Source organism: Microvirga terrestris (genome assembly GCF_015694425.1).
GTDB classification, from domain to species: Bacteria; Pseudomonadota; Alphaproteobacteria; order Rhizobiales; family Beijerinckiaceae; genus Microvirga; species Microvirga terrestris.
In genome coordinates this window covers 270812-290260 of sequence record NZ_JADQDN010000006.1, presented here as the reverse complement: position 1 = coordinate 290260, position 19449 = coordinate 270812, and the positions used below count along the sequence as shown (strand labels likewise).

Genomic DNA, 19449 nt, shown 5'->3' with positions numbered 1-19449 from the left:
GCGGGAGTTCTACTTTGCTGTCCATCAGTTTCACGCCTCTCATTCCCGACTACGCGCTATGGGCTCTCGGCGCGGTCGTCGCCCTGCTGGCGATCCTGGCCCTCGTCACGCGCGGTCCCGTGGCGATCCTGCGCGCGGTTGCCCTCGGGCTCGTGCTCCTGGCGCTCGCCAATCCGGCGCTGGTGCAGGAGGACCGGGAGAAGGTGAAGGACATCGTGGCGATTGTCATCGATCGCTCGACCTCGCAGACGCTCGGTGACCGCTCGCCCATGACCGATCAGGTGAGAGTCGAGCTGGAGCGCCGCTTCGGCTCGCTCACCGATGTGGATCTGCGCTTCATCGGAGCCGATGACGGCAACGGCGATGACGGCACACGCTTGTTCACGGCCCTGTCCAACGGCCTCGCCGATGTTCCGCCGGATCGTCTTGCCGGCGTCATCTTCGTGACCGACGGCGTCGTGCACGACATTCCGCCCTCCGTGGACAGCCTCGGCTTCAGGGCGCCCCTCCATGCGCTGATCACAGGACGGCCCGACGAGCGCGACCGGCAGATCAAGCTCCTGGAGGCCCCGCGCTTCGGCATCGTCGGCAAGGACCAGACCATCCGCGCCCAGGTGATGGAGCGGGGCGGCACGGGCTCTGCCCTCGTGACCGTGCGCCGGGACGGGCAGGTCATCACCCGCCAGCAGGTGCGCGCGGATACCTCCTTCTCCCTCGATGTGCGCATCGAGCATGGCGGCACCAACGTGGTCGAGCTCGAAGTGGAAGGTCTGCCGAACGAGCTGACCCAAGCCAACAACCGGGCGGTCATTCCCATCGAGGGCATCCGCGAGAAGCTGCGCGTGCTCCTGGTCTCCGGCGAGCCCCATGCGGGCGAGCGGACCTGGCGCAACCTGCTGAAGTCGGATGCCAATGTAGACCTCGTCCACTTCACGATCCTGCGCCCGCCGGAGAAGCAGGACGGCACGCCGATCAACGAGCTGTCGCTGATCGCCTTCCCGACCCGCGAGCTGTTCCAGCAGAAGATCAAGGAATTCGACCTGATCATCTTCGACCGCTATGCGAACCAGAGCATCCTGCCCTCGAGCTATTTCGAGAACATCGTGCGCTATGTGCGCGAGGGCGGGGCGATCCTCGTGGCGGCGGGCCCGGAATTCGCCAGCTATGGCAGCCTTGCCCAGACCCGGCTCGCGCCGATCATCCCCGGACAGCCCAACGGCAGCATTGTCGAGCAGCCCTACAAGGCCGAGATCACCGATACGGGCGACCGTCATCCGGTGACCCGCGACCTGCCGGGATCGGAGCAGTCGCCGCCCGCCTGGGGCGAGTGGCTGCGCATCATCGGCTCGCAGGTGCAGTCGGGCTCGACCCTGATGTCGGGCGCTAACGACCTGCCCCTGCTCGTGCTGCGTCGGGAGGACAAGGGCCGCGTGGCGCTTCTGCTCTCCGACCATGCCTGGCTCTGGGCCCGCGGCTATCAGGAGGGAGGACCGCATCTCGACCTCCTGCGCCGCCTCGCCCATTGGCTCATGAAGGAGCCGGCCCTGGAGGAAGAGGCCTTGAGGGCGAGCGCCCAGGGACGCGACATCCGCATCGAGCGTCAGACCATGGCGGAAACGGCCGATCCCGCGACCGTCATCGCGCCGAGCGGCCAGGAGAGCGTCGTTCTGCTGAGCAAGACGCGCCCCGGCCTGTTCACCGCGCTGGCCGCAAGCCGCGAGCTCGGGCTGCATACGATCCGCTCGGGCGACCTTATCACCTTCGTCAGCATCGGACCGGCCAATCCACGCGAGCTGATGGATGTGTTCAGCAACACGGAAGCCCTGACCCCCATCGCCGAGGCAACGGGCGGATCGGTGCGCCGGGTCGCGATGGCGGGCGACAGAAACATCACCCTGCCCCGCATCATTGCGGTGCATTCGGGCTCGCGCTTTGCCGGTGGCGATTGGATCGGCATCAGGCCGAGCGACAGCGCCATTGTGCGCGGCGTCTCGGTCTTCCCGATGGCACTGGGCTTCGTCGGGTTGGTGCTGCTGATCGGCTCGACGCTCGCCGCTTGGCTGATCGAGGGGCGGCGAAGGGCGTAAGCGAGACCCAAACTACCACCACGTCATCACCGGCCTTGTGCCGGTGATCTCGATTGTTTGAAGCGCTGCACTTTTCAGCATCGAGATGGCCGGCACAAGGCCGGCCATGACGTGGAGAGGTTGTGAGAGGCTGCGCTCTACTCGCTCTAGTCGGGAACGGTGCTCACCAGCCCCTTCGCCCGGGCGAGCGCGCCCTCTTCCAGTTCCAGCGCCAGGAAGCGTCCCGGATTGACCGGGCCTGGAAGCTGCAGGTGCTGGGGCGGAATGCGCTTGAAGCCGAAGCGGCTGTAATAGGGCTCGTCGCCCACCAGCAGCACCAGGGTGTGTCCCTTGGCCTTGGCGGCATCCAGCGAGCGGCGCATGAGGGCCGCGCCGATACCGCGGCTCTCGAAGGCCGGCTCCACCGTCAGCGGTCCGAGCATCAGGGCCGGCTCCTCGCCGGCCACGACGGGGGTCATGCGTATCGAGCCGACCAGCAGGGTGCCAACCATGGCGGTAAAGGACAGGTCGAGCAGGTGCGGCGCTCCCTCGCGCAGGCGCGAGGCGGTGCGGGCAAAGCGGCCCGGGCCGAAGGCACGCTCGTGCAGGCGCTCGATGGCTTCTGAATCGATGGGTTGTTCGGTGCGGATCTGGAGCGAGAGCTCAGTCATGAACGGACTCAAAGCGCGAGAGACGAGAAGGGATCAGGCGGCTGGATGGGTTATCAGCCGTGTCGTCGTCGCAGAATCCGGGTGGTCGTCATGGAGCTCGGCGTTTCCTCAGTTGATTAGGCCATAGCAGCGTCGGGAACCTGGCGCAAACCTTCTTCACCAATGCGGCGAGGGAGGCTGGCCTTCGAGGATCTCCGCCAAGCGGCTCCGGGTGGCCGAGGTGGTCTCCTCGGGAAGATTGTCGAGGGGAAAGAACTCTGCCTCCGCGATCTCCCGATCGGGCTGCTTGGCCTGCAGAACCGTGAAGCGCCGGATCACATAGACCAAGACGTGATCGCGCCGGGACACGCGATTGTTGAAGAACACGCCGAACAGGCTGGGGGGCTCGTCCATGGCGATGCAGGCTTCCTCGCGCAGCTCGCGGTCGAGCGCCTCCAGGGCCGCCTCGCCGGTCTCGACGCCGCCGCCCGGCAGGTGCCATCCGGGCACGTAGGTGTGGCGGATCAGGAAGACCCGGTTCTGCCGGTCGAGCACCACGCCGCGAACGCCGAGGGTCATGCCTCTCGAGAAACGCCAATAGGTGTGCAGCCCCAGAGACAGGAGCCGCGATGCTTTCCGAGACGGCGGAGAGTCGGACATCGGCTTATGCTATCACAACAAGATTACCGGAGAATGAATGTCGTCATTCATGAAATGCATAGCAGTGGCCTCAAATTGGCGCGTGACCCGCATAATACGAAGGTCTAAGACAGCGGCAACCAAAGGTGTTCCAATGTTTCTCGCTCTCATCCTGTCCCGTCTGAACCGTTCCGCCCGTTTCTCGTGGTCGCCTGCCCTCAATTTCGACGACCGCACGGTCTACTCGACTCTGATCCCGGGCGCTCAGTACTGAATTCGGACGATCCCCTGTCCTCAATGGCAGGGGGCTTGGCTATGACGCGGCTCTCTTTTAGAATAATTCTAAATGGGAGCCGCCATGAAGTCCCTGTCAGAACTCTCCGAACGTGAAGTCGTGGCGCTCGCCATTGCGAGCGAAGAGGAAGACTCACGGATCTACCAGCATTTTGCGGATCGCCTTCGGCCCGACTTCCCCGCCTCGGCCGAGATCTTCGACGGCATGGCCGAGGAAGAGCGCGAGCATCGCAACTCCCTTTATGGTTTCTACAGATCCCGCTTCGGGGAACATCTGCCTCCCATCCGCCGGGAGGACGTGCGCGGCTTCCTGAAACGACGCGCGGTCTGGTGGAGCGCTCACCTCGATCTCGATCGCATGCGCCGCGAGGCGGAGGTCATGGAGCTGCAGGCCGCAAGCTTCTACGAGAAGGCCGCCCAGCAGACCTTGGACGTTTCCTTAAGGGAGCTCTTCACCAAGCTGGCCGAGATCGAGCGCGGGCACGAGCGCAAGGCCGGCGAACTTCACGCCACCCACATGACCGAGAATGCGGAAGCCGCCGAGGAGCATGCCCGCCGGCGCCTGTTCGTGCTGCAATATGTGCAGCCGGGGCTCGCCGGCCTCATCGACGGTTCGGTTTCGACGCTCGCGCCCCTCTTCGCCGCGGCCTTCGCCACCCAGAATAACTGGGAGACCTTTCTGGTGGGGCTTGCAGCGTCTGTCGGCGCCGGCATCAGCATGGGCCTGACCGAGGCTCTCTCTGACGACGGCGAGATCACCGGACGCGGCTCACCCTGGCTGCGCGGCCTCATCTGCGGTCTCATGACGGCGGCCGGCGGCATCGGCCACACCCTGCCCTATCTGGTGCCGGATTCCTGGCCCAACGCCTTCATCCTGGCCACCAGCATCGCGGCTCTCGTGGTGGCGGTGGAGCTCGTCGCGATCTCCTTGATCCGGACGAAGTACATGGAGACGCCGTTCTGGAGCGCTACCTATCAGGTGATCGTCGGCGGCGTGCTGGTGCTTCTCGCCGGTATCTTCATCGGCAGCGCTTGACGGGGCGGGGCGGCCGCGCGAGTTCTCGTGTCCACCCGCATGAACCCGGCCGCCATGTTTCGCATCGCCCATCTGACCGACCCCCATGTGGGCCCCCTGCCCCGGCCGCGCCTGAAGCAGCTCCTGAGCAAGCGTCTGACCGGCTGGTACAACTGGCATCGCAGCCGGCACGACATGCACGACATGGAGCTTCTGGCCGCTCTGGTGGCCGACATTCACGCCCAGAAGCCCGACCACATCACCTGCACGGGGGACACCTGCAACATCGGCCTGCCGGACGAGTGGAAGACCTCCCGGGTGTTTCTCGAGGAGCTTGGGGATCCGTCGCGCGTCACCTTCGTGCCGGGCAACCATGATGCCTATGTCCGTGGCTCCCTTGAGGGGTTGCTGAGGGAGATCGCTCCGTGGACACGGGGCGATGACGGCCGCGAGGGGAGCTTTCCCTATCTGCGCCGTTACGGCCCCATCGCGATCATCGGGCTGTCATCGGCCATCCCGACATTGCCCTTCGTGGCATCGGGCAGGATCGGCTCCAGGCAGATGAAAGCCACCGAGGAGATCCTTAAGGAGCTAAGTCAGGATCCGGCCTGCTTCCGGATCGTGCTCATTCATCACCCGCCGCACGTGGGCGGGGCGGATCCGGGCCGCAACCTGACCGATGCCAAACGCTTCGAGAAGATGCTCTGCCGGGCGGGCGCGGAGCTCGTGCTTCATGGTCACAACCATGTGGGATCGCTCGCCCATCTCGACGGGCCGCGCGGCCCGATTCCGGTAATCGGCGCACCCTCGGCCTCGGCACGCGGCGGAACGCTGACCCATACGGCCGGCTATCATCTCTTCACCATCGGCCGAGATGAAACCGGCTTTCTCCTAATGGCGGAGCGAAGGGGATTGAAGCCCGACGGAACCGTTGGTGGCCTCGGCATGCTTTCGCTCGCCCGCATTCGCCAGCCTCACGAGCAGGACTAGCACAGAGACCCAGATCTCTGCGCGATCTGTCTAACACAAGTTAAGCCATGGGCCCTTATGAGCATAGCCAAAGCTAAGCTTCAGTATTCATAGCAGATTTTCTTCACAATCCCGTTGCTTTCCTGGAACCGCTTAGATCGCTCTCCGTTGAAGGGGTGCAGCAGCCACCTATGAACTTCGCAAGCCTGTCGGGCTGCGCACGGTGTTCTGCGACCCGAGAAAACAGGAGTTCATCTCATGAAGAAATACGTTGCCCTCGCGGCATTGTTCGCATCCGTTTCGGCCGCCCCGGCCTTGGCGCAGACGGTCATGGACAGCCAGAGCTATCGCATGATGGCGGCTCAATCGGATGCCTTCGAGATCGCCTCGAGCCAGCTCGCCCTTGAGCGCTCCCGTAATCCTGCCGTTCGCCGCTATGCCCAGCAGATGATCCAGGACCACTCCATGACGAGCCAGGCCCTCAACGGCGGCCGTGCGGTCTATAGCGCCAACGGTCAGTTCATCGGCGGCTCCCTAAGCGGCACTCTGGCCGGCGCGGGCATCGGCGCTCTGGTCGGCGGCCCCGTGGGCGCAGCAGTCGGCGCCGGCATTGGCGCAACGGCCGGCGCGACGGCCGGTGCTGCATCGAGCGGCTCCCCTGGTACGGCTGGCGGGACGGCGACCGGTGCTCTGGCCGGCGCTGGCGTTGGGGCCCTGGTCGGCGGCCCGGTTGGCGCTGCAGTCGGTGCGGGCGTTGGCGCCACGACCGGTGCAGCGGCCGGCGGTGCGGCTGACGTGCAGGCGACGGGTTCGGTCGCCCCGATTCAGCTCGGCGTTGCGCTGCCTCCCGAGAAGATGGCCATGCTGAACCAGATGGCGTCGACCTCCGGTCCGCAGTTCGATCGTCTCTACGGACAGGCCCAGCGCATGGGCCACCAGGAGGCTCTCGCCCTGCACACGAGCTACGCTCAGGCCGGCAACGATCCGTCGCTACGCCAGTTCGCAGCCTCGGTGGTTCCGCATATCGAACATCACCTTGCGGATTCCCGTCGTCTTCCGGGCGCCACTGCCCGTCGCCGTTAATCGGCTTCCAGCCTGACATTATGGTGCGGCGGGTCCAATGGACCCGCCGCATTCTTATGGGTCTGCCGGAACGGAAGGCTGAACCTTTTTCCTGGCTTGTCGTGCGAGCCGCAGGGTGTAGGAAGGGATCACATCCATCTCTCCTCTCGCGAGTTCCCATGGCCTACGTCATTCCCGCGCCTTCCCTCCCCGCTCTCCCGGTTGCCGGCACCGACGACCTGTTCCCGGTCCGCCGTGTCTATTGCGTCGGCCGCAACTATGCCGCTCATGCACGGGAGATGGGTGGCGATCCGACCCGCGAGCCCCCGTTCTTCTTCATGAAGCCGGCAGATGCCCTGCAACCTGTCGCGGATGGCGCAACCGTCGACCATCCCTATCCGGCCAAGACCGGCAATTATCACTTCGAGATCGAGATGGTGGTGGCCTTGGCCAAGGGCGGCCGGGACATCCCGGTCGAGCAGGCTCTCGACCATGTCTTCGGCTATGCGGTTGGCCTCGACATGACCCGCCGCGATCTGCAGGACGAAGCCAAGCAGCTCCGGCGTCCCTGGGAGCTGGGCAAGGCGGCGGATCGTTCCGGCCCCGTCGGACCGATCCACCCGGTCTCCAGTGTCGGCCACTTGGCGAACGGCACCATCTCGCTCGCCGTGGACGGCGCTATCAAGCAGAGGGCCGACCTGTCGGACATGATCTGGTCGGTGGCCGAGCAGATCGCCTATCTGTCGACCTATTTCGAACTCGCCCCCGGCGACGTGATTTTCTCCGGCACCCCCGACGGGGTGGGAGCAGTCACGCAAGGGCAGACCATGATCGGCGCCGTCGAAGGCCTGGGCGAGATCCGGCTACGGGTTGTGTAAGGCCTGGCCGCATCCCCTTGCCTTTTTTGCGAGATTGACCGTTACTGCGTCACGGCGCGACCCTCTGGATCGCGGTAAGTTAGGATCCGGCCCAGACCGGACCCATAAAACTAAGGGAACGACAATGAAATTCGTTAAGACCGTCGGTTTGGCTCTACTCGGTTCCGCTCTCGCCATGGGTGGAGCGGCCGCTCAGGAGAAGACGGTAAAGATCGCCACCGAGGGCGCATACGCCCCCTGGAACTTCACGGGCGCGGGCGGCAAGCTCGAAGGCTTCGAGATCGACCTCGCCAATGACCTGTGCGCGCGCATGAAGGTGAAGTGCGAGATCGTGGCCCAGGATTGGGATGGCATCATCCCGTCCCTCACCGCCAAGAAGTACGACGCCATCATGGCCGGCATGAGCATCACGGAAGAGCGCAAGAAGACCATCGACTTCGCCGGTCCTTACGCTGCCGGCCCGAACGGCTTTCTCGTGCAGAAGTCCTCACCGCTCGCCAAGATGCCCGGCACCGGCCAGGCCTTTAGCCTGACGTCGCAGAAGGACGCTGCTGAAAAGGCCATCGACGCCGTGAAGCCGATGCTGAAGGGCAAGACGATCGGCGTCCAGGGCTCGACCATCCACTCGAACTTCGCCGACAAGTATTACAAGGGCACAGCCGAGATCCGCGAGTACAAGACCACCGAGGCCCACGATCTCGATCTCGCCGCCGGCCGCATCGATGCCGTTCTGGCCGATTCCACGGCAATCCTGGGCACTCTCGAGAAGCCCGAGTTCAAGGATTACGCTCTTGTCGGTCCGTCCATCACCGGCGGCCTCCTCGGTGAAGGCGTCGGCGTCGGCCTGCGCAAGGGCGACACGGAGCTCAAGAAGAGCTTCGAAACGGCGATTCAGGCGGCCGTCAAGGACGGCACCGTGAAGAAGCTGTCCGAGAAGTGGTTCAAGATCGACATCTCCCCGAAGGGCTGATCTCTCGGCTTTCAAGAATCCAAGGCGCGGCTCCGGCCGCGCTTTTTTGTATGGATATGCGACATCTGCCACCGAAATTGCCATCTTGGCTGCCTTATTCAACATGTTTAGGGCTTGCACCGGCTTGGCTTTTGAATGTTAGCTTTGACGCGCAGGATGATGGGTCCGGCTCAAGGGAGCCGCCTTTCGCCCGACAACCGGATCAGTCGAAACTGACCAGAGGGATGACAATGAAACTGTTCAAGGCTTTGGGTCTCGGGCTCCTGGCGTCCGCTCTCGCCATCGGTGGAGCAGCCGCTCAGGAGAAGACGGTCAAGATTGCCACCGAGGGCGCCTACGCACCGTGGAACTTCACAGGTGCCGGCGGCAAGCTCGAGGGCTACGAGATCGATCTCGCCAATGAGCTCTGCGGCCGCATGAAGGTGAAGTGCGAGATCGTGGCCCAGGATTGGGATGGCATCATCCCGGCACTGAATGCCAAGAAGTACGACGCCATCATGGCGGGCATGAACATCACCGACAAGCGCCTGGAAGTGATCAACTTCTCGATCCCCTATGCCGCCACGCCGCATGGCTTTGGCGTGATGAAGGATTCCCCGCTCGCCAAGCTGGCGGGCACCGGCACCACGGTGAGCTTCGAGAAGGATCCTGAGGGTGCCAAGAAGGCCATCGAGGCCTGGAAGCCGTTGCTCAAGGGCAAGACCGTCGGCGTGCAGGGCTCGACGGTGAACTCGCAGTTCCTGGAGCAGTACCTCAAGGACACGATCCAGATCCGCGAATACAAGACCACCGAGCAGCACGATCTCGACCTGAGCGCCGGTCGCATCGACGCGATCTTCGCCGGACACGGGGCCTTGAAGGCCACGCAGGAAAAGCCCGAGTTCAAGGACATGGTGATTGCCGGAACGGGCATGCGCGGCGGCATACTGGGCCGCGGCGTCGCAGTTGGCATGCGCAAGGACGACACGGAGTTGAAGAAGAGCTTCGACGAGGCGATCCAGGCTGCGATCAAGGACGGCACGATCAAGAAGCTGTCCGAGAAGTGGTTCAAGATCGACGCGACCCCGCAGGTCTGACGACGTAGCGGCGAAAAAAGTCCCGGGCCCGCCCCCCGGCCCGGGATATGATCCGGCCTAAAGACCGGATGTTACAGATGCTGTCTCGCTCGCTGCCTTCCACGGCGGGGAGACATATTCAAGAAAGTTACGACGCGTGCAGCAACTGAGCTATTTCGAGCTCGTCGGGTTTGGTCCCAATGGATGGGGATGGGCTCTCCTCACCGCAGCGGGAATGACGATTGCGGTCGCCATCTGCGGCTTTCTCGCAGGATCCATCGTCGGCACCCTGGTGGCCTGGGGCAAGATCGGCGGCAACCTTGTGACCCGCAGCCTTGCCGACGGCTACACCACCATCCTGCGCGGCATCCCCGATCTTCTCGTCATCTACCTGTTCTATTTCGGCGGCAGCGCGGCGTTAGGTGCCATCGGCAGCCTGTTCGGCGCTGACGGGTTCATCGGCGTGCCGGCCTTTGCCACAGGCGCCATGGCCATCGGCATCGTGTCGGGTGCTTATCAGGCCGAGGTCTTCCGAGGCGCCTACCAGGTCGTCAGCCGGGGCGAGATCGAGGCGGCGCGCTCGGTGGGCATGCACCGCTGGCTCTTGTTCCGCCGCATCATCGCCCCGCAGGTGCTGCGCTATGCCATTCCGGGCTTGGGCAACACATGGCAGCTGGTGCTGAAGGAATCGGCGCTCATTTCCGTGACCGGCCTCGTGGAGTTGCTGCGCCAATCGCATATCGCGGCCGGCTCCACGCGCCGTCCGTTCGATTTCTATCTCACGGCCGCTGTGCTCTATCTGCTGATCACCTGGGTTTCGACCTACCTGTTCCAGCGCGCGGAGACCTACTCATTGCGCGGCATGCGGAGGGCTTCCTGATGGATTTCGCTTTCATGCGGGATGCCTTCCTGACGCTTATCGGCGGCGTGCCGCTGACCCTGAACCTGGCCTTCATGGCCGTGGGTCTCGGTGCCATTCTCGCCATGCTCCTGGCGCTCATGCGCATGTCGGGCCTCAAGGTGCTCGACTGGCCGGCCCAAGGATATGTCTTCGTGTTCCGCGGCACGCCGCTGCTCGTACAGATATTCCTGATCTATTATGGCCTGGGACAGTTCCGTCCTGTCTTGCAGGAATGGGGCCTCTGGACCTTCTTCCGTGAGCCCTATTGGTGCGCGGTTTTCGCGTTGACGCTCAACACGGCGGCCTACGCCAGCGAGATCATCCGCGGCGGGCTGCAATCGGTCCCCTACAACCAGGTCGAGGCGGCGCGGGCCTGCGGCATGTCGGGCTTCCTGCTCTTCCGCCGAGTCGTATTCCCCATCGCGGTTCGCCAGGCGCTTCCGGCTTATGGCAGCGAGATCATCCTGATGGTGAAGGCGACGTCGCTTGCGTCGATCATAACCATGATGGAAGTGACCGGGCTTGCTGCCAAACTGATTTCACAGACGTTCCGGGCGGTCGAGGTGTTCATCGTGGCCGGCCTGATCTACCTGATCCTGAACTTCATCATCACCCGCATCATCATGGCCATCGAATGGTGGCTCTCGCCTCACCTGCGCCGCCCCCCGGCCGTGGAGCCGCGCTTGGAGGCCGCCCATGTCTAACGGAGTTGCAGCCTTGTCGTCTCAATTCGCGTCGTCCGAGGCGGCTCCGGCCGTCTCCGTGCAGAACCTCCGCAAGAGCTTCGGATCACTCGAAGTCCTCAAAGGCGTTTCCTTAAGCGCCCGGGAAGGCGACGTGATTTCAATCCTCGGCGCCTCAGGCTCCGGCAAGTCCACCATGCTCCGCTGCATCAACATGCTGGAGGTGCCCGATTCCGGCGAGATCCGCATCGGCGGCGAGACCATCGAGTTGAAGAAGACCCGCAAGGGCATGGAGCCGGCCGATCAACGCCAGGTGGACCGCATCCGGTCCCGCGTCGCCATGGTGTTCCAGAGCTTCAATCTCTGGTCGCACATGACGATCCTGGAGAACGTGATCGAAGCGCCCGTTCATGTGCAGAAGCGCCCGAAGGCAGAGTGCATCGCCGAGGCCGAGGAACTGCTGGCGAAGGTCGGCATCGTCGACAAGCGCAATCAATATCCCACGCACCTCTCCGGCGGCCAGCAGCAGCGCGCCGCCATCGCACGGGCGCTCGCCGTGCATCCCCAGGTGATGCTCTTCGACGAGCCGACTTCCGCGCTCGATCCGGAACTCGTCGGCGAGGTGCTGCGGGTCATGCGCTCGCTGGCCGAGGAAGGCCGCACCATGCTGGTGGTAACGCACGAGATGGGCTTTGCCCGCGACGTATCGAACCGGGTCGTGTTCCTGCATAAGGGCGTGGTGGAGGAGGAAGGCGCACCCGCAGAAGTGTTCGGCGCTCCGAAATCCGAGCGCTTCAAGCAGTTCATCTCAAGCCACCGCTGAGGCTTGGACAAACACGAAGGGCGAAGCGGCATCCGCTTCGCCCTTTTTACTTTCAGCGTTTCTCGATCTGCCGTGGTGGATACGATCCCGTTGAAGGCGGGGGCGCAGAGGAGGACCTGAAGCCGGTTCCAGGCTCCCGCCACTCGTAGAGCCCTTGCTCAGATCTCGAGCCGCCGAGAAACAGGCCCAGCACGGCCGGAACGGCGAGAATGAGCAGCGACACGAGCGCCCACACGACCACGACGGCGCCCATGCCAAGGCTTCTCAGGGTCATCAGAGCCCAGGAGAGCCACTCCACCGTCTCGGGATGTCCCGTGACGATATCGGCATTGCGGGCAGCGACGCCGCCGAAGAAGTCCAGAAGCCCGTAGGCTCCCCAGGCGAAGAGCGACCAGAACGCCACGGCGATCCAGGCCAGAACCCACAGCAGGCGCTTCATCTAGCGCTCCTCAATGCGCACGGCCGTACCGTCGATCTCTTTCGGTCCGCGCTTTGGGGTGCCCAGATGCTCGTGAATGATGCGCAGGTTGCGCTGGTTGGACTTGAAGACCACGTCGAACACGTCGCCCGCGAACGGGATTGCACCGATGGCGGTATCGACAGCGACGTTGCCGATCATGCGGGCGATCTTCCAGCGCGGCAGACCAAGCTGACGGGCTTCCCAGATGATATAGCTCGCAATCGCCGCGGAAAGTGCATCGCCGATACCCGGCACGAGGCCCAGCACAGCGTCCAGTCCCACACGCCGGTTCAGGCCCGGAATCAGGAAGGCGCTGTCCATCAGGTTTGCAACCAGTGTAATGCGCGCGATCGCATCCTCCCGGCTTGGGCCAGCGGTCTTGATCGCATCGAAAACAGCACTACGGGCAGCGTCCATTCCAGTCTCCAGGGGCCGATCCCGATGATCGGCACAACGGACATTGATGTGTGGATTCAGGTAAGATTCTGCAAGATCAGGCCGTTGTTATTTCATAACTCACCCAAAATTTCCTCTCATAGGATTCCTTGCAGAACAAAGCTTTGCCAGCCACGCGTCATCTCTAATGGCTTAGATCCCCTTAGGTCTTATTGCCTAAGGCAGAGCTTACTTTAGGTAGCCGTCCTGAGCGCTGTTCGCGCAACCGTCAGTCGCCTGACTAAGAAGACAAACATGCCGCTGGGAGGACCAACGCGCGGCATGACGTGTAGGGGCTCAGAACGGGAGAACCCGATGAGCAACAAATGCCGAGTCCGCCGTGCGTTCAGAACGACTCTTGCGGTCAGCACACTGCTGCTTGGGTTCTCAACAAACATACTAATAGCCGGTGAAGAAGGCGGGTTCATCCCTCCGGCTCAATATGCCAGCCTTCCCTCGAACGACGAGATGAACGATCCCAAGACGACAGGAAGCCTGCCGAATGCGAGAACCCTCTCCGGTTTCGCATCTTTGGTCTCACAGGGAGCGATCACGTTGCGGGCGAGCGCTCCGACCAACTGTGTTCCGGGCAATCTGCGTGAGGTCGTCGCCTCGGTTGCGGAAAAATTCGGCTCTGTCAGCGTCGAATCCACCCATCGTAACCGCTCCCGCAACTGGAGCGCCGGCGGCGCTCGCCACTCCCTTCACCTCGCCTGCCGGGCAATCGATTTCAGGGTTCGCACCCGTGGTCGCGGCGTCATGGCGTATCTGCGGTCTCACCCCCAGGTCGGGGGGCTGAAGATGTATCGCAACGGCATCATCCATATCGACAATGGAGAACGCCGCTCCTGGTGAGGTTCTGCCCATTGCACATTCCGTCTTGAGTCACAGGGCTCCGGACTACTGTCCGCAGCCCTGCTGCTTTTCCCACGCTCTGGTCTCGACGCGAAAATTGTTAGACACTCGCAGGATGTTCGAGACCTTCACCCATCGTCGAATCGAAACGTCTGAGGCCGTCATCAACCTGCGGGTCGGCGGCAGCGGTCCGCCCGTGCTTTTGCTGCATGGGCATCCGCAGACCCATGTCATGTGGCACAAGGTGGCGCCGAAACTTGCCGACAGCTACACAATCGTCTGTGCCGACCTGCGCGGCTATGGCGACAGCTCCAAGCCTCCGACAAACGATGAGCATGAACCCTACTCGAAGCGAGCCATGGCGCGCGATCAGGTGGAGGTCATGCACGCTCTCGGCTTCGAGCGCTTTGCCGTCGTCGGACACGACCGCGGCGGACGCTGTGCCTACCGGATGGCGCTCGATCACCCGGAGCGGATCGCGGCGCTGTCGGTTCTGGACATCATCCCGACCGCAGAGCATTTCCAGCGCACGGACATGGCCTTCGCCATGGGATACTGGCACTGGTTCTTCCTTGCGCAGCCTCATCCATTGCCGGAGCGGCTGATCGCATCGGATCCCGATGCCATCTATCTTCGCCGCGGTCGCTCGATGTTCGACGAGGAGGCGCTTGCCGAATACCGCCGCTGCTTCACCGATCCGTACACGATCCACGCCATGTGCGAGGATTATCGTGCCGGCGCGACCATCGACATGCGCCTCGATGAGGAAGATCAAAAGGCAGGTCGGCGGATCATGTGCCCGGTGCAGGCTCTCTGGGGCCGCAGGAACGGGCTCGATCAATGGTACGACGTGCCGGCCGTCTGGCGCGACTGGGCCGATCAGGTTGAGGGCCACGCCATCGATTGCGGCCACTATCTCGCCGAGGAAGCGCCCGAGGAAACGCTGGCGGCTTTGCAGCCGTTCCTGGCCAGGGCTTTTGGGCGTTGACAGAGGCAGCGCCCACTCAGTTTCAGGACGCTGCGAAAGGTGCGATCCTGACGCCGTTCGCTTCCAGCTTCGCACGAACTGTCCGTGCCATCGCCACAGCGCTCGGCTCGTCACCATGCACGCAGATGGTGTCGATCTCGACCGGGATGCGCTTGCCGGACACCGTCGTGATGGCTCGGTCCTGGACCGCACGCAGAATGCGTTCTGCTGCAAACTCGGCGTCGTGCAGCACGGAGCCGGGCTTCTTCCGGCTGGTGAGCGTGCCGTTATCCTCATAGGTGCGGTCGGCGAAAATCTCGCGCACGACCGGAATGCCGACGCTGTGGGACGCCTTCTCCATCAGCAGGCCCGGCATGCACATGTTGATGAGGCTCGCATCGACCCCCTTGATGGCGCGGGCAATCGCGAGAGCGAGATCCTCGTCCTCATTCGCCATGTTGTTGAGCGCCCCGTGCACCTTCACGTAGGTGACCTTATGGCCGGCAAGCGATGCCACGGCCTGCATGGCGCCGATCTGATACGCGATCATGTGCTCGATCTCGGCGGGAGAATCGCCACGAATCATGCGGCGGCCGAAGCCGTGCAGATCGTTGAAGCCGGGATGCGCCCCGATGGCCACGCCCTTGCGCTTCGCGATCTCCGCCGTACGGAACATGATGGAGGGATCACCTGCATGAAAGCCGCAGGCGATGTTGGCGGAGGACACAATGTCGAGCATCGCCTCGTCGTCTCCCATCGGCCAGGGGCCGAAGCCTTCGCCCATATCGCAGTTGAGATCGATGATCATGCTCGTCACACCAGAACCGGTTTCGCCGCTTGTTCGCCCACGTGGAAGATGCGCTTGTAACGCTCGACCTCCGCTTTCGGCCCCATGGCCTTTGTCGGATTATCGGAAAGTTTCACCGTCGGCCGCCCATCGGCCGAGATGACCTTGCAGACAATGGAGATCGGATCGAGCTTTCCATCGGGAGCCAGCCCACGGAAATCGTTCGTGAGCAGCGTGCCCCAACCATAGCCGATGCGCATGCGACCGCGGAAATGCCGGTGGATGCGCTCAATCACATCCACGTCGAGACCATCGGAGAAGATCGCGAGCTTCTCGCGTGGGTTCTGCCCGCGCTGGCGCCACCATTCGATGGCCTCCTCGCCGCCCTCGATGGGATCCTTGGAATCGACGCGAATGCCGGTCCAGGCAGGCACCCAGTCGGGAGCGTTCTGCAGGAAGTTCGTGGTGCCGTAGGTGTCGGGCAGGATGACGAGCAGGTTGCCCTCGTAATCCTCCTGCCAATCGGACAGCACGTCGTAAGGGGATCGGGCGAGTTCCTCGTCGGACTCAGCCAAGGCCGCATAGACCATGGGAAGTTCATGGGCATTGGTGCCCACCGCCTCGACCTCCTGACGCAGGGCGATCAGGCAATTGGATGTTCCGAGGAAGGACGATCCAAGGCCTTCCATCATGGCCTGGACGCACCAATCTTGCCAGAGGAAGCCGTGGCGCCGACGGGTGCCGAAATCGGCGATGGAGAGGTCCGGCAGGCTTTTGAGCCGCTCGATCTTCTCCCAGACACGGGTCATGGCGCGGGCATAGAGCACCTGAAGCTCGAACTTGCCCATCCCCCTCAGGACCCCGCGCGAACGCAGCTCATTGAGGATCGCAAGCGCCGGGATCTCCCACATGGTGGTTTCGATCCAGGGGCCGTGGAAGGTCAGCACGTACTGGCCGTCCTCCTTCTCCAGAAGATACTCCGGAAAGCGGAAGGTCTCGAGCCAGTCCATGAACTCCGGCGAGAACATCTGCCGCTTGCCATAGAAGGTGTTGCCCCGCAGCCAGGTGGACTCGCCCCGGGTCAGGCGCAGGCTGCGCACATGATCGAGCTGCTCGCGCAGTTCGCCCGCATCGATGATATCGGCCAGGCGGATGCGGGTGGTGCGGTTATGAATGCCGAACGTCACCTGCACGTCGCGATGGCGGCGAAAGATCGTCTGCGCCATCAGCAACTTGTAGAAATCCGTATCCAGAACCGACCGGACGATCGGATCGATCTTCCAGGTATGGTTATAGACGCGGGTCGCGATGTCGACCATCGCCTGCTCCTTGCCACTCACGGGGAGCAGGACAATAGCGAAGCACCGCCCATGATGAAAGGGTGTCTGACTACAAGGCTGGGGCCAGTCACAGCTTAAGGCGGCAGGACGTCGACCTGGATCGAGGCGTAATAGGCCGCCACATCGGCGATGTCCTCATCTGACAGGTCCTTTGCTACAATGTTCATCGACTCGTTCTTGCGTTCGCCCGACTTGTAAGCCGCGAGGCTTCTGACGAGATAGTTTTCGATCTGGCCTGCGAGGTTGGGCGCTTCCGGGTTTTTCGAGAGGCCATCGAGCCCATGGCAGCCCTGACAGGTGGTGAGCTTTTGGCGCCCTGCCCTGGCATCGCCGGCCTGTGCGCCCGCAAGCCCAAACGCTGCCAGAAACGCGCCAAGCGCGGCAAGGGCAATGGAAAACCTCATAATGTTCTCTCCGGGACGGACAGGCGCGTCGGGGACGCGCCTGTCAAAAGGGTCTTACCGGCCCTCATAGGAAATGCGGTAGATGGCACCAGCAGTGTCATCGGAGACGAGAAGAGACCCGTCGGGCAGCATGGCCACGTCAACGGGCCGCCCAAGATACTCACCGTTGTCCGTGAGCCATCCTTCCGCGAAGACCTGTGGCTTGTCAGCCGTACCGTCCGGCTTAACCGGGGTGAACATCACCCGCGCGCCGATCGGCTTGGTGCGATTCCAGGAGCCGTGCTGGGCCGTGAAGATGCCGCCCTGATAGGTCTGCGGAAACATGCGTCCCGTATAGAACATCATGCCGAGATCGGCCGCATGAGGGTCCGTCTCGGCCTGAGGTCCGACAACGCCTGCCGGAACCTGGTCGTCCTTGTACTCGACCGTACGGACCGTGCCGCCGCCGTAATAGGGGAAGCCGAAGTTCTGCCCCTGGCTTGCAACGCGGTTGATCTCGCCGGGAGGCTGATCGTCACCCATGCCATCGACCTGATTGTCGGTGAACCACAGGGACTTGTCGGCCGGGTTGAAATCCATGCCGACGGAATTGCGGATGCCCGTTGCATAGACTTCGCGGTTCTTGCCATCCTGATCCATGCGGATGATGCCGCCGATGCCTGTGCGCTTATAGAGATCGAGCTTGTCCTTCGCCGGCACGTTGAAGGGTTGGCCCAGGGCAATATAGAGCTTGTTGTCGGGCCCAATCCGGCAGACACGCGCCGTGTGGTTGAAACTTTCCTCAGCAGGCGGAATCAGGTCCCCCTGCTTTGCGACGACAAAGGCGGCGACATCCGGCCCTTCGTAGAAGAACTCGGCGGCGGGGAACTGCAGAACGCGGTTCTGCTCCACGACATAGAGCAGGCCGTCACGCGAGAAGCAGACGCCGTTCGGAATCTTCATCGCAATCGACGGAGCGAACTGCTTCACCTCGTCCGCAACGCGATCCTTGTCGCGATCCGTCACGACGTAAACGTTGTTCTTTCTCGTGCCGACGAAGACCACACTGGCATTGGGGCCCACAGCCATATGGCGTGCATCGGGGACGACGGCGTAGAGGTCAATCTTGAAGCCGGCCGGGAGCTTGATCTTTTCAAGATTGCGTCGCAGCGCATCCGCGCGGCGGCCCTCCTGAGCGATGGGCCTTGGTTCTTCAGTGCCAGTACTTTGAAAGGATGTTAGCTTCTCGAGATTGCTCGAAGGCTGAGCGGCGGGCTGGGCAAGACTGGGGGACGCAAGAGCAACAATGGAACCAGCAGCAAGCAGGATGGACTTCATCGTTTCCTCCCAAGAGAGCCCCCCTTGCAGCTACTTTTCTATATTCTTCGAGCGGATTGTTTCCGCCTTCGATATTGACCGATTCTGCATCAAACCTAAGCTTATGACGAAGAGGTAGATGAAGTAAACGCAAAGAAAAGGGGCCGCGAAGCGGCCCCAATTATTCCCTGTCGTGAAAGCATGATCAACTTAAGTTGACCTTTGCCTGATCGCCGGGCTTTGGCTGCTCTCCTGTCACGACCGCCTTTGCGTAACCGTAGAGATGGACCAGGGTCGAAGACGGGCTGTCCCAGTATTCACCCTTCGCGGGATGAACACGGATCAAAGCGATCTGCGGGTCGTCCGTGCCTTTCGGGAACCAGGCGCGCAGGGGCTCGGACCATTTCTCTTCGATCTTCGCCTTGTCGCGCACGATTTCGGCCTTGCCGGACACCGAGACATAGGTCTGGGTCTTCGGATCGCTGTAGGCGAGGTTCACCTCGCTGTCGCGGGAGATCTCCGTCATCTTGGGAGACTGGATCTGTGTGAAGAACCAAAGATCGCCATGCTCGTCCGCATCCTGGCTGTGCATGGGCCGGCTGTGCAGGGTGCCGTCGGTCTCGACGGTGGTCATCATGGCGATCTTCACGTCCTTGATCAGCTCGTAAAGCTTCGCAGCATTCGGATCGTTATGGCCGTGCTGGTGCATTCTCGTCTCCTCGATTGATGTCGTACGCCCGGGATGTGATCAGCGAAGGCAGCCACTCGGCCGGTGGAGCCGGCTCCCGAGGGATCGGGTGAACAACGGACAAGGTGGGCTTTGGTTCGGAATACCGCATCTTCCCCCCAGGAATGCCTTAACGAACCGCTCGGCAGCCTATAGATGTCACGAACACGACG

General features: G+C 62.8%; 21 protein-coding genes. 12 read left to right on the top strand and 9 right to left on the bottom strand.

Going from position 1 to position 19449, the window contains the following annotated elements; translation table 11 throughout:
* Positions 1-14 precede the first annotated feature (14 nt).
* Positions 15-2087, top strand: a complete 2073-nt coding sequence (locus tag I2H36_RS14305) for a hypothetical protein (RefSeq protein ID WP_196264566.1) — start codon at positions 15-17, stop codon at positions 2085-2087.
* Between the two features lie 146 nt (positions 2088-2233).
* On the opposite strand, the gene I2H36_RS14300 is transcribed toward I2H36_RS14305, so the two are convergent.
* Together I2H36_RS14300 and I2H36_RS14295 are read right to left on the bottom strand one after the other, a co-directional pair.
* Positions 2234-2737, bottom strand: coding sequence for a GNAT family N-acetyltransferase (locus tag I2H36_RS14300; protein WP_196264565.1), 504 nt, complete (start codon positions 2735-2737; stop codon positions 2234-2236).
* 156 nt (positions 2738-2893) lie between these two features.
* Complete coding sequence (locus I2H36_RS14295; protein ID WP_196264564.1) at positions 2894-3376, bottom strand: NUDIX domain-containing protein; 483 nt, start codon at positions 3374-3376, stop codon at positions 2894-2896.
* 337 nt (positions 3377-3713) lie between these two features.
* Between I2H36_RS14295 and mbfA the strand changes: the two genes are divergently transcribed.
* From mbfA to I2H36_RS14250, 9 genes are all read left to right on the top strand, one after another.
* Positions 3714-4685 carry an iron exporter MbfA gene (gene mbfA, locus I2H36_RS14290; RefSeq protein WP_196264563.1) on the top strand — a complete coding sequence of 324 codons (972 nt, stop codon included), beginning with the start codon at positions 3714-3716 and terminating at the stop codon, positions 4683-4685.
* A 54-nt stretch (positions 4686-4739) separates the two neighbouring features.
* Entirely contained in the window at positions 4740-5654 is a 915-nt protein-coding gene (locus I2H36_RS14285) for a metallophosphoesterase family protein (protein WP_196264615.1), read from the top strand.
* A 237-nt stretch (positions 5655-5891) separates the two neighbouring features.
* A complete protein-coding gene (locus I2H36_RS20345) occupies positions 5892-6716 on the top strand; it encodes a DUF4142 domain-containing protein (RefSeq protein WP_196264562.1) in 825 nt (274 codons plus the stop codon).
* A gap of 158 nt (positions 6717-6874) precedes the next feature.
* Positions 6875-7573, top strand: coding sequence for a fumarylacetoacetate hydrolase family protein (locus I2H36_RS14275; protein WP_196264561.1), 699 nt, complete (start codon positions 6875-6877; stop codon positions 7571-7573).
* Positions 7574-7697: 124 nt separating this feature from the next.
* Positions 7698-8543: a lysine/arginine/ornithine ABC transporter substrate-binding protein gene (locus I2H36_RS14270; protein WP_196264560.1), complete on the top strand. Its 846-nt coding sequence runs from the start codon at positions 7698-7700 to the stop codon at positions 8541-8543.
* 230 nt (positions 8544-8773) lie between these two features.
* Positions 8774-9619 (top strand): lysine/arginine/ornithine ABC transporter substrate-binding protein, encoded by an 846-nt coding sequence (locus tag I2H36_RS14265; RefSeq protein ID WP_196264559.1) that lies wholly within the window; start codon positions 8774-8776, stop codon positions 9617-9619.
* Positions 9620-9755: 136 nt separating this feature from the next.
* Positions 9756-10478, top strand: coding sequence for an ABC transporter permease subunit (locus I2H36_RS14260; protein ID WP_196264558.1), 723 nt, complete (start codon positions 9756-9758; stop codon positions 10476-10478).
* Entirely contained in the window at positions 10478-11203 is a 726-nt protein-coding gene (locus tag I2H36_RS14255; RefSeq protein ID WP_196264557.1) for an ABC transporter permease, read from the top strand. Before I2H36_RS14260 ends, I2H36_RS14255 begins: the two co-directional genes overlap by 1 nt.
* Positions 11196-12005 carry an ABC transporter ATP-binding protein gene (locus I2H36_RS14250; RefSeq protein ID WP_196264556.1) on the top strand — a complete coding sequence of 270 codons (810 nt, stop codon included), beginning with the start codon at positions 11196-11198 and terminating at the stop codon, positions 12003-12005. Before I2H36_RS14255 ends, I2H36_RS14250 begins: the two co-directional genes overlap by 8 nt.
* 52 nt (positions 12006-12057) lie before the next feature.
* Here the strand turns inward: I2H36_RS14250 and I2H36_RS14245 are convergent, their stop codons facing one another.
* Positions 12058-12444, bottom strand: a complete 387-nt coding sequence (locus tag I2H36_RS14245) for a hypothetical protein (protein ID WP_196264555.1) — start codon at positions 12442-12444, stop codon at positions 12058-12060.
* A complete protein-coding gene (locus tag I2H36_RS14240) occupies positions 12445-12882 on the bottom strand; it encodes a DUF4112 domain-containing protein (protein WP_196264554.1) in 438 nt (145 codons plus the stop codon). It lies immediately after the preceding gene.
* Between the two features lie 486 nt (positions 12883-13368).
* On the opposite strand from I2H36_RS14240, the gene I2H36_RS14235 reads away from it, so the two are divergent.
* Positions 13369-13755 carry a D-Ala-D-Ala carboxypeptidase family metallohydrolase gene (locus I2H36_RS14235; RefSeq protein WP_196264553.1) on the top strand — a complete coding sequence of 129 codons (387 nt, stop codon included), beginning with the start codon at positions 13369-13371 and terminating at the stop codon, positions 13753-13755.
* A 115-nt stretch (positions 13756-13870) separates the two neighbouring features.
* Positions 13871-14743 (top strand): alpha/beta fold hydrolase, encoded by an 873-nt coding sequence (locus tag I2H36_RS14230; protein WP_196264552.1) that lies wholly within the window; start codon positions 13871-13873, stop codon positions 14741-14743.
* A gap of 22 nt (positions 14744-14765) precedes the next feature.
* Here I2H36_RS14230 and I2H36_RS14225 read toward each other — a convergent pair whose 3' ends face one another.
* The 5 genes from I2H36_RS14225 to I2H36_RS14205 all read right to left on the bottom strand — a co-directional run bounded on the left by I2H36_RS14225 (position 14766) and on the right by I2H36_RS14205 (position 19258).
* Complete coding sequence (locus I2H36_RS14225) at positions 14766-15530, bottom strand: LamB/YcsF family protein (protein ID WP_196264551.1); 765 nt, start codon at positions 15528-15530, stop codon at positions 14766-14768.
* Positions 15531-15535: 5 nt separating this feature from the next.
* Positions 15536-16828 (bottom strand): nicotinate phosphoribosyltransferase, encoded by a 1293-nt coding sequence (gene pncB / locus I2H36_RS14220; protein WP_196264550.1) that lies wholly within the window; start codon positions 16826-16828, stop codon positions 15536-15538.
* Positions 16829-16923: 95 nt separating this feature from the next.
* Positions 16924-17253 (bottom strand): c-type cytochrome, encoded by a 330-nt coding sequence (locus I2H36_RS14215; protein WP_246718810.1) that lies wholly within the window; start codon positions 17251-17253, stop codon positions 16924-16926.
* A 54-nt stretch (positions 17254-17307) separates the two neighbouring features.
* Positions 17308-18570 (bottom strand): PQQ-dependent sugar dehydrogenase, encoded by a 1263-nt coding sequence (locus tag I2H36_RS14210; RefSeq protein ID WP_196264549.1) that lies wholly within the window; start codon positions 18568-18570, stop codon positions 17308-17310.
* 184 nt (positions 18571-18754) lie between these two features.
* Positions 18755-19258, bottom strand: a complete 504-nt coding sequence (locus tag I2H36_RS14205; RefSeq protein WP_196264548.1) for a pyridoxamine 5'-phosphate oxidase family protein — start codon at positions 19256-19258, stop codon at positions 18755-18757.
* Between the last annotated feature and the right edge of the window lie 191 nt (positions 19259-19449).

What these genes read in the sequence shown, in the direction of transcription:
- I2H36_RS14205 (WP_196264548.1), bottom strand. Translation starts at nt 19,258, where the DNA reads ATGCACCAGCACGGCCATAACGATCCGAATGCTGCGAAGCTTTACGAG.
- I2H36_RS14240 (WP_196264554.1), bottom strand. Translation starts at nt 12,882, where the DNA reads ATGGACGCTGCCCGTAGTGCTGTTTTCGATGCGATCAAGACCGCTGGC.
- I2H36_RS14275 (WP_196264561.1), top strand. Translation starts at nt 6,875, where the DNA reads ATGGCCTACGTCATTCCCGCGCCTTCCCTCCCCGCTCTCCCGGTTGCC.
- I2H36_RS14265 (WP_196264559.1), top strand. Translation starts at nt 8,774, where the DNA reads ATGAAACTGTTCAAGGCTTTGGGTCTCGGGCTCCTGGCGTCCGCTCTC.
- I2H36_RS14250 (WP_196264556.1), top strand. Translation starts at nt 11,196, where the DNA reads ATGTCTAACGGAGTTGCAGCCTTGTCGTCTCAATTCGCGTCGTCCGAG.
- I2H36_RS14225 (WP_196264551.1), bottom strand. Translation starts at nt 15,530, where the DNA reads ATGATCATCGATCTCAACTGCGATATGGGCGAAGGCTTCGGCCCCTGG.
- I2H36_RS14255 (WP_196264557.1), top strand. Translation starts at nt 10,478, where the DNA reads ATGGATTTCGCTTTCATGCGGGATGCCTTCCTGACGCTTATCGGCGGC.
- I2H36_RS14300 (WP_196264565.1), bottom strand. Translation starts at nt 2,737, where the DNA reads ATGACTGAGCTCTCGCTCCAGATCCGCACCGAACAACCCATCGATTCA.
- pncB (WP_196264550.1), bottom strand. Translation starts at nt 16,828, where the DNA reads ATGGTCGACATCGCGACCCGCGTCTATAACCATACCTGGAAGATCGAT.
- I2H36_RS14295 (WP_196264564.1), bottom strand. Translation starts at nt 3,376, where the DNA reads ATGTCCGACTCTCCGCCGTCTCGGAAAGCATCGCGGCTCCTGTCTCTG.
- I2H36_RS14270 (WP_196264560.1), top strand. Translation starts at nt 7,698, where the DNA reads ATGAAATTCGTTAAGACCGTCGGTTTGGCTCTACTCGGTTCCGCTCTC.
- I2H36_RS14215 (WP_246718810.1), bottom strand. Translation starts at nt 17,253, where the DNA reads ATGAGGTTTTCCATTGCCCTTGCCGCGCTTGGCGCGTTTCTGGCAGCG.
- I2H36_RS14245 (WP_196264555.1), bottom strand. Translation starts at nt 12,444, where the DNA reads ATGAAGCGCCTGCTGTGGGTTCTGGCCTGGATCGCCGTGGCGTTCTGG.
- I2H36_RS14285 (WP_196264615.1), top strand. Translation starts at nt 4,740, where the DNA reads ATGTTTCGCATCGCCCATCTGACCGACCCCCATGTGGGCCCCCTGCCC.
- I2H36_RS14230 (WP_196264552.1), top strand. Translation starts at nt 13,871, where the DNA reads ATGTTCGAGACCTTCACCCATCGTCGAATCGAAACGTCTGAGGCCGTC.
- I2H36_RS14210 (WP_196264549.1), bottom strand. Translation starts at nt 18,570, where the DNA reads ATGAAGTCCATCCTGCTTGCTGCTGGTTCCATTGTTGCTCTTGCGTCC.
- I2H36_RS20345 (WP_196264562.1), top strand. Translation starts at nt 5,892, where the DNA reads ATGAAGAAATACGTTGCCCTCGCGGCATTGTTCGCATCCGTTTCGGCC.
- mbfA (WP_196264563.1), top strand. Translation starts at nt 3,714, where the DNA reads ATGAAGTCCCTGTCAGAACTCTCCGAACGTGAAGTCGTGGCGCTCGCC.
- I2H36_RS14235 (WP_196264553.1), top strand. Translation starts at nt 13,369, where the DNA reads ATGAACGATCCCAAGACGACAGGAAGCCTGCCGAATGCGAGAACCCTC.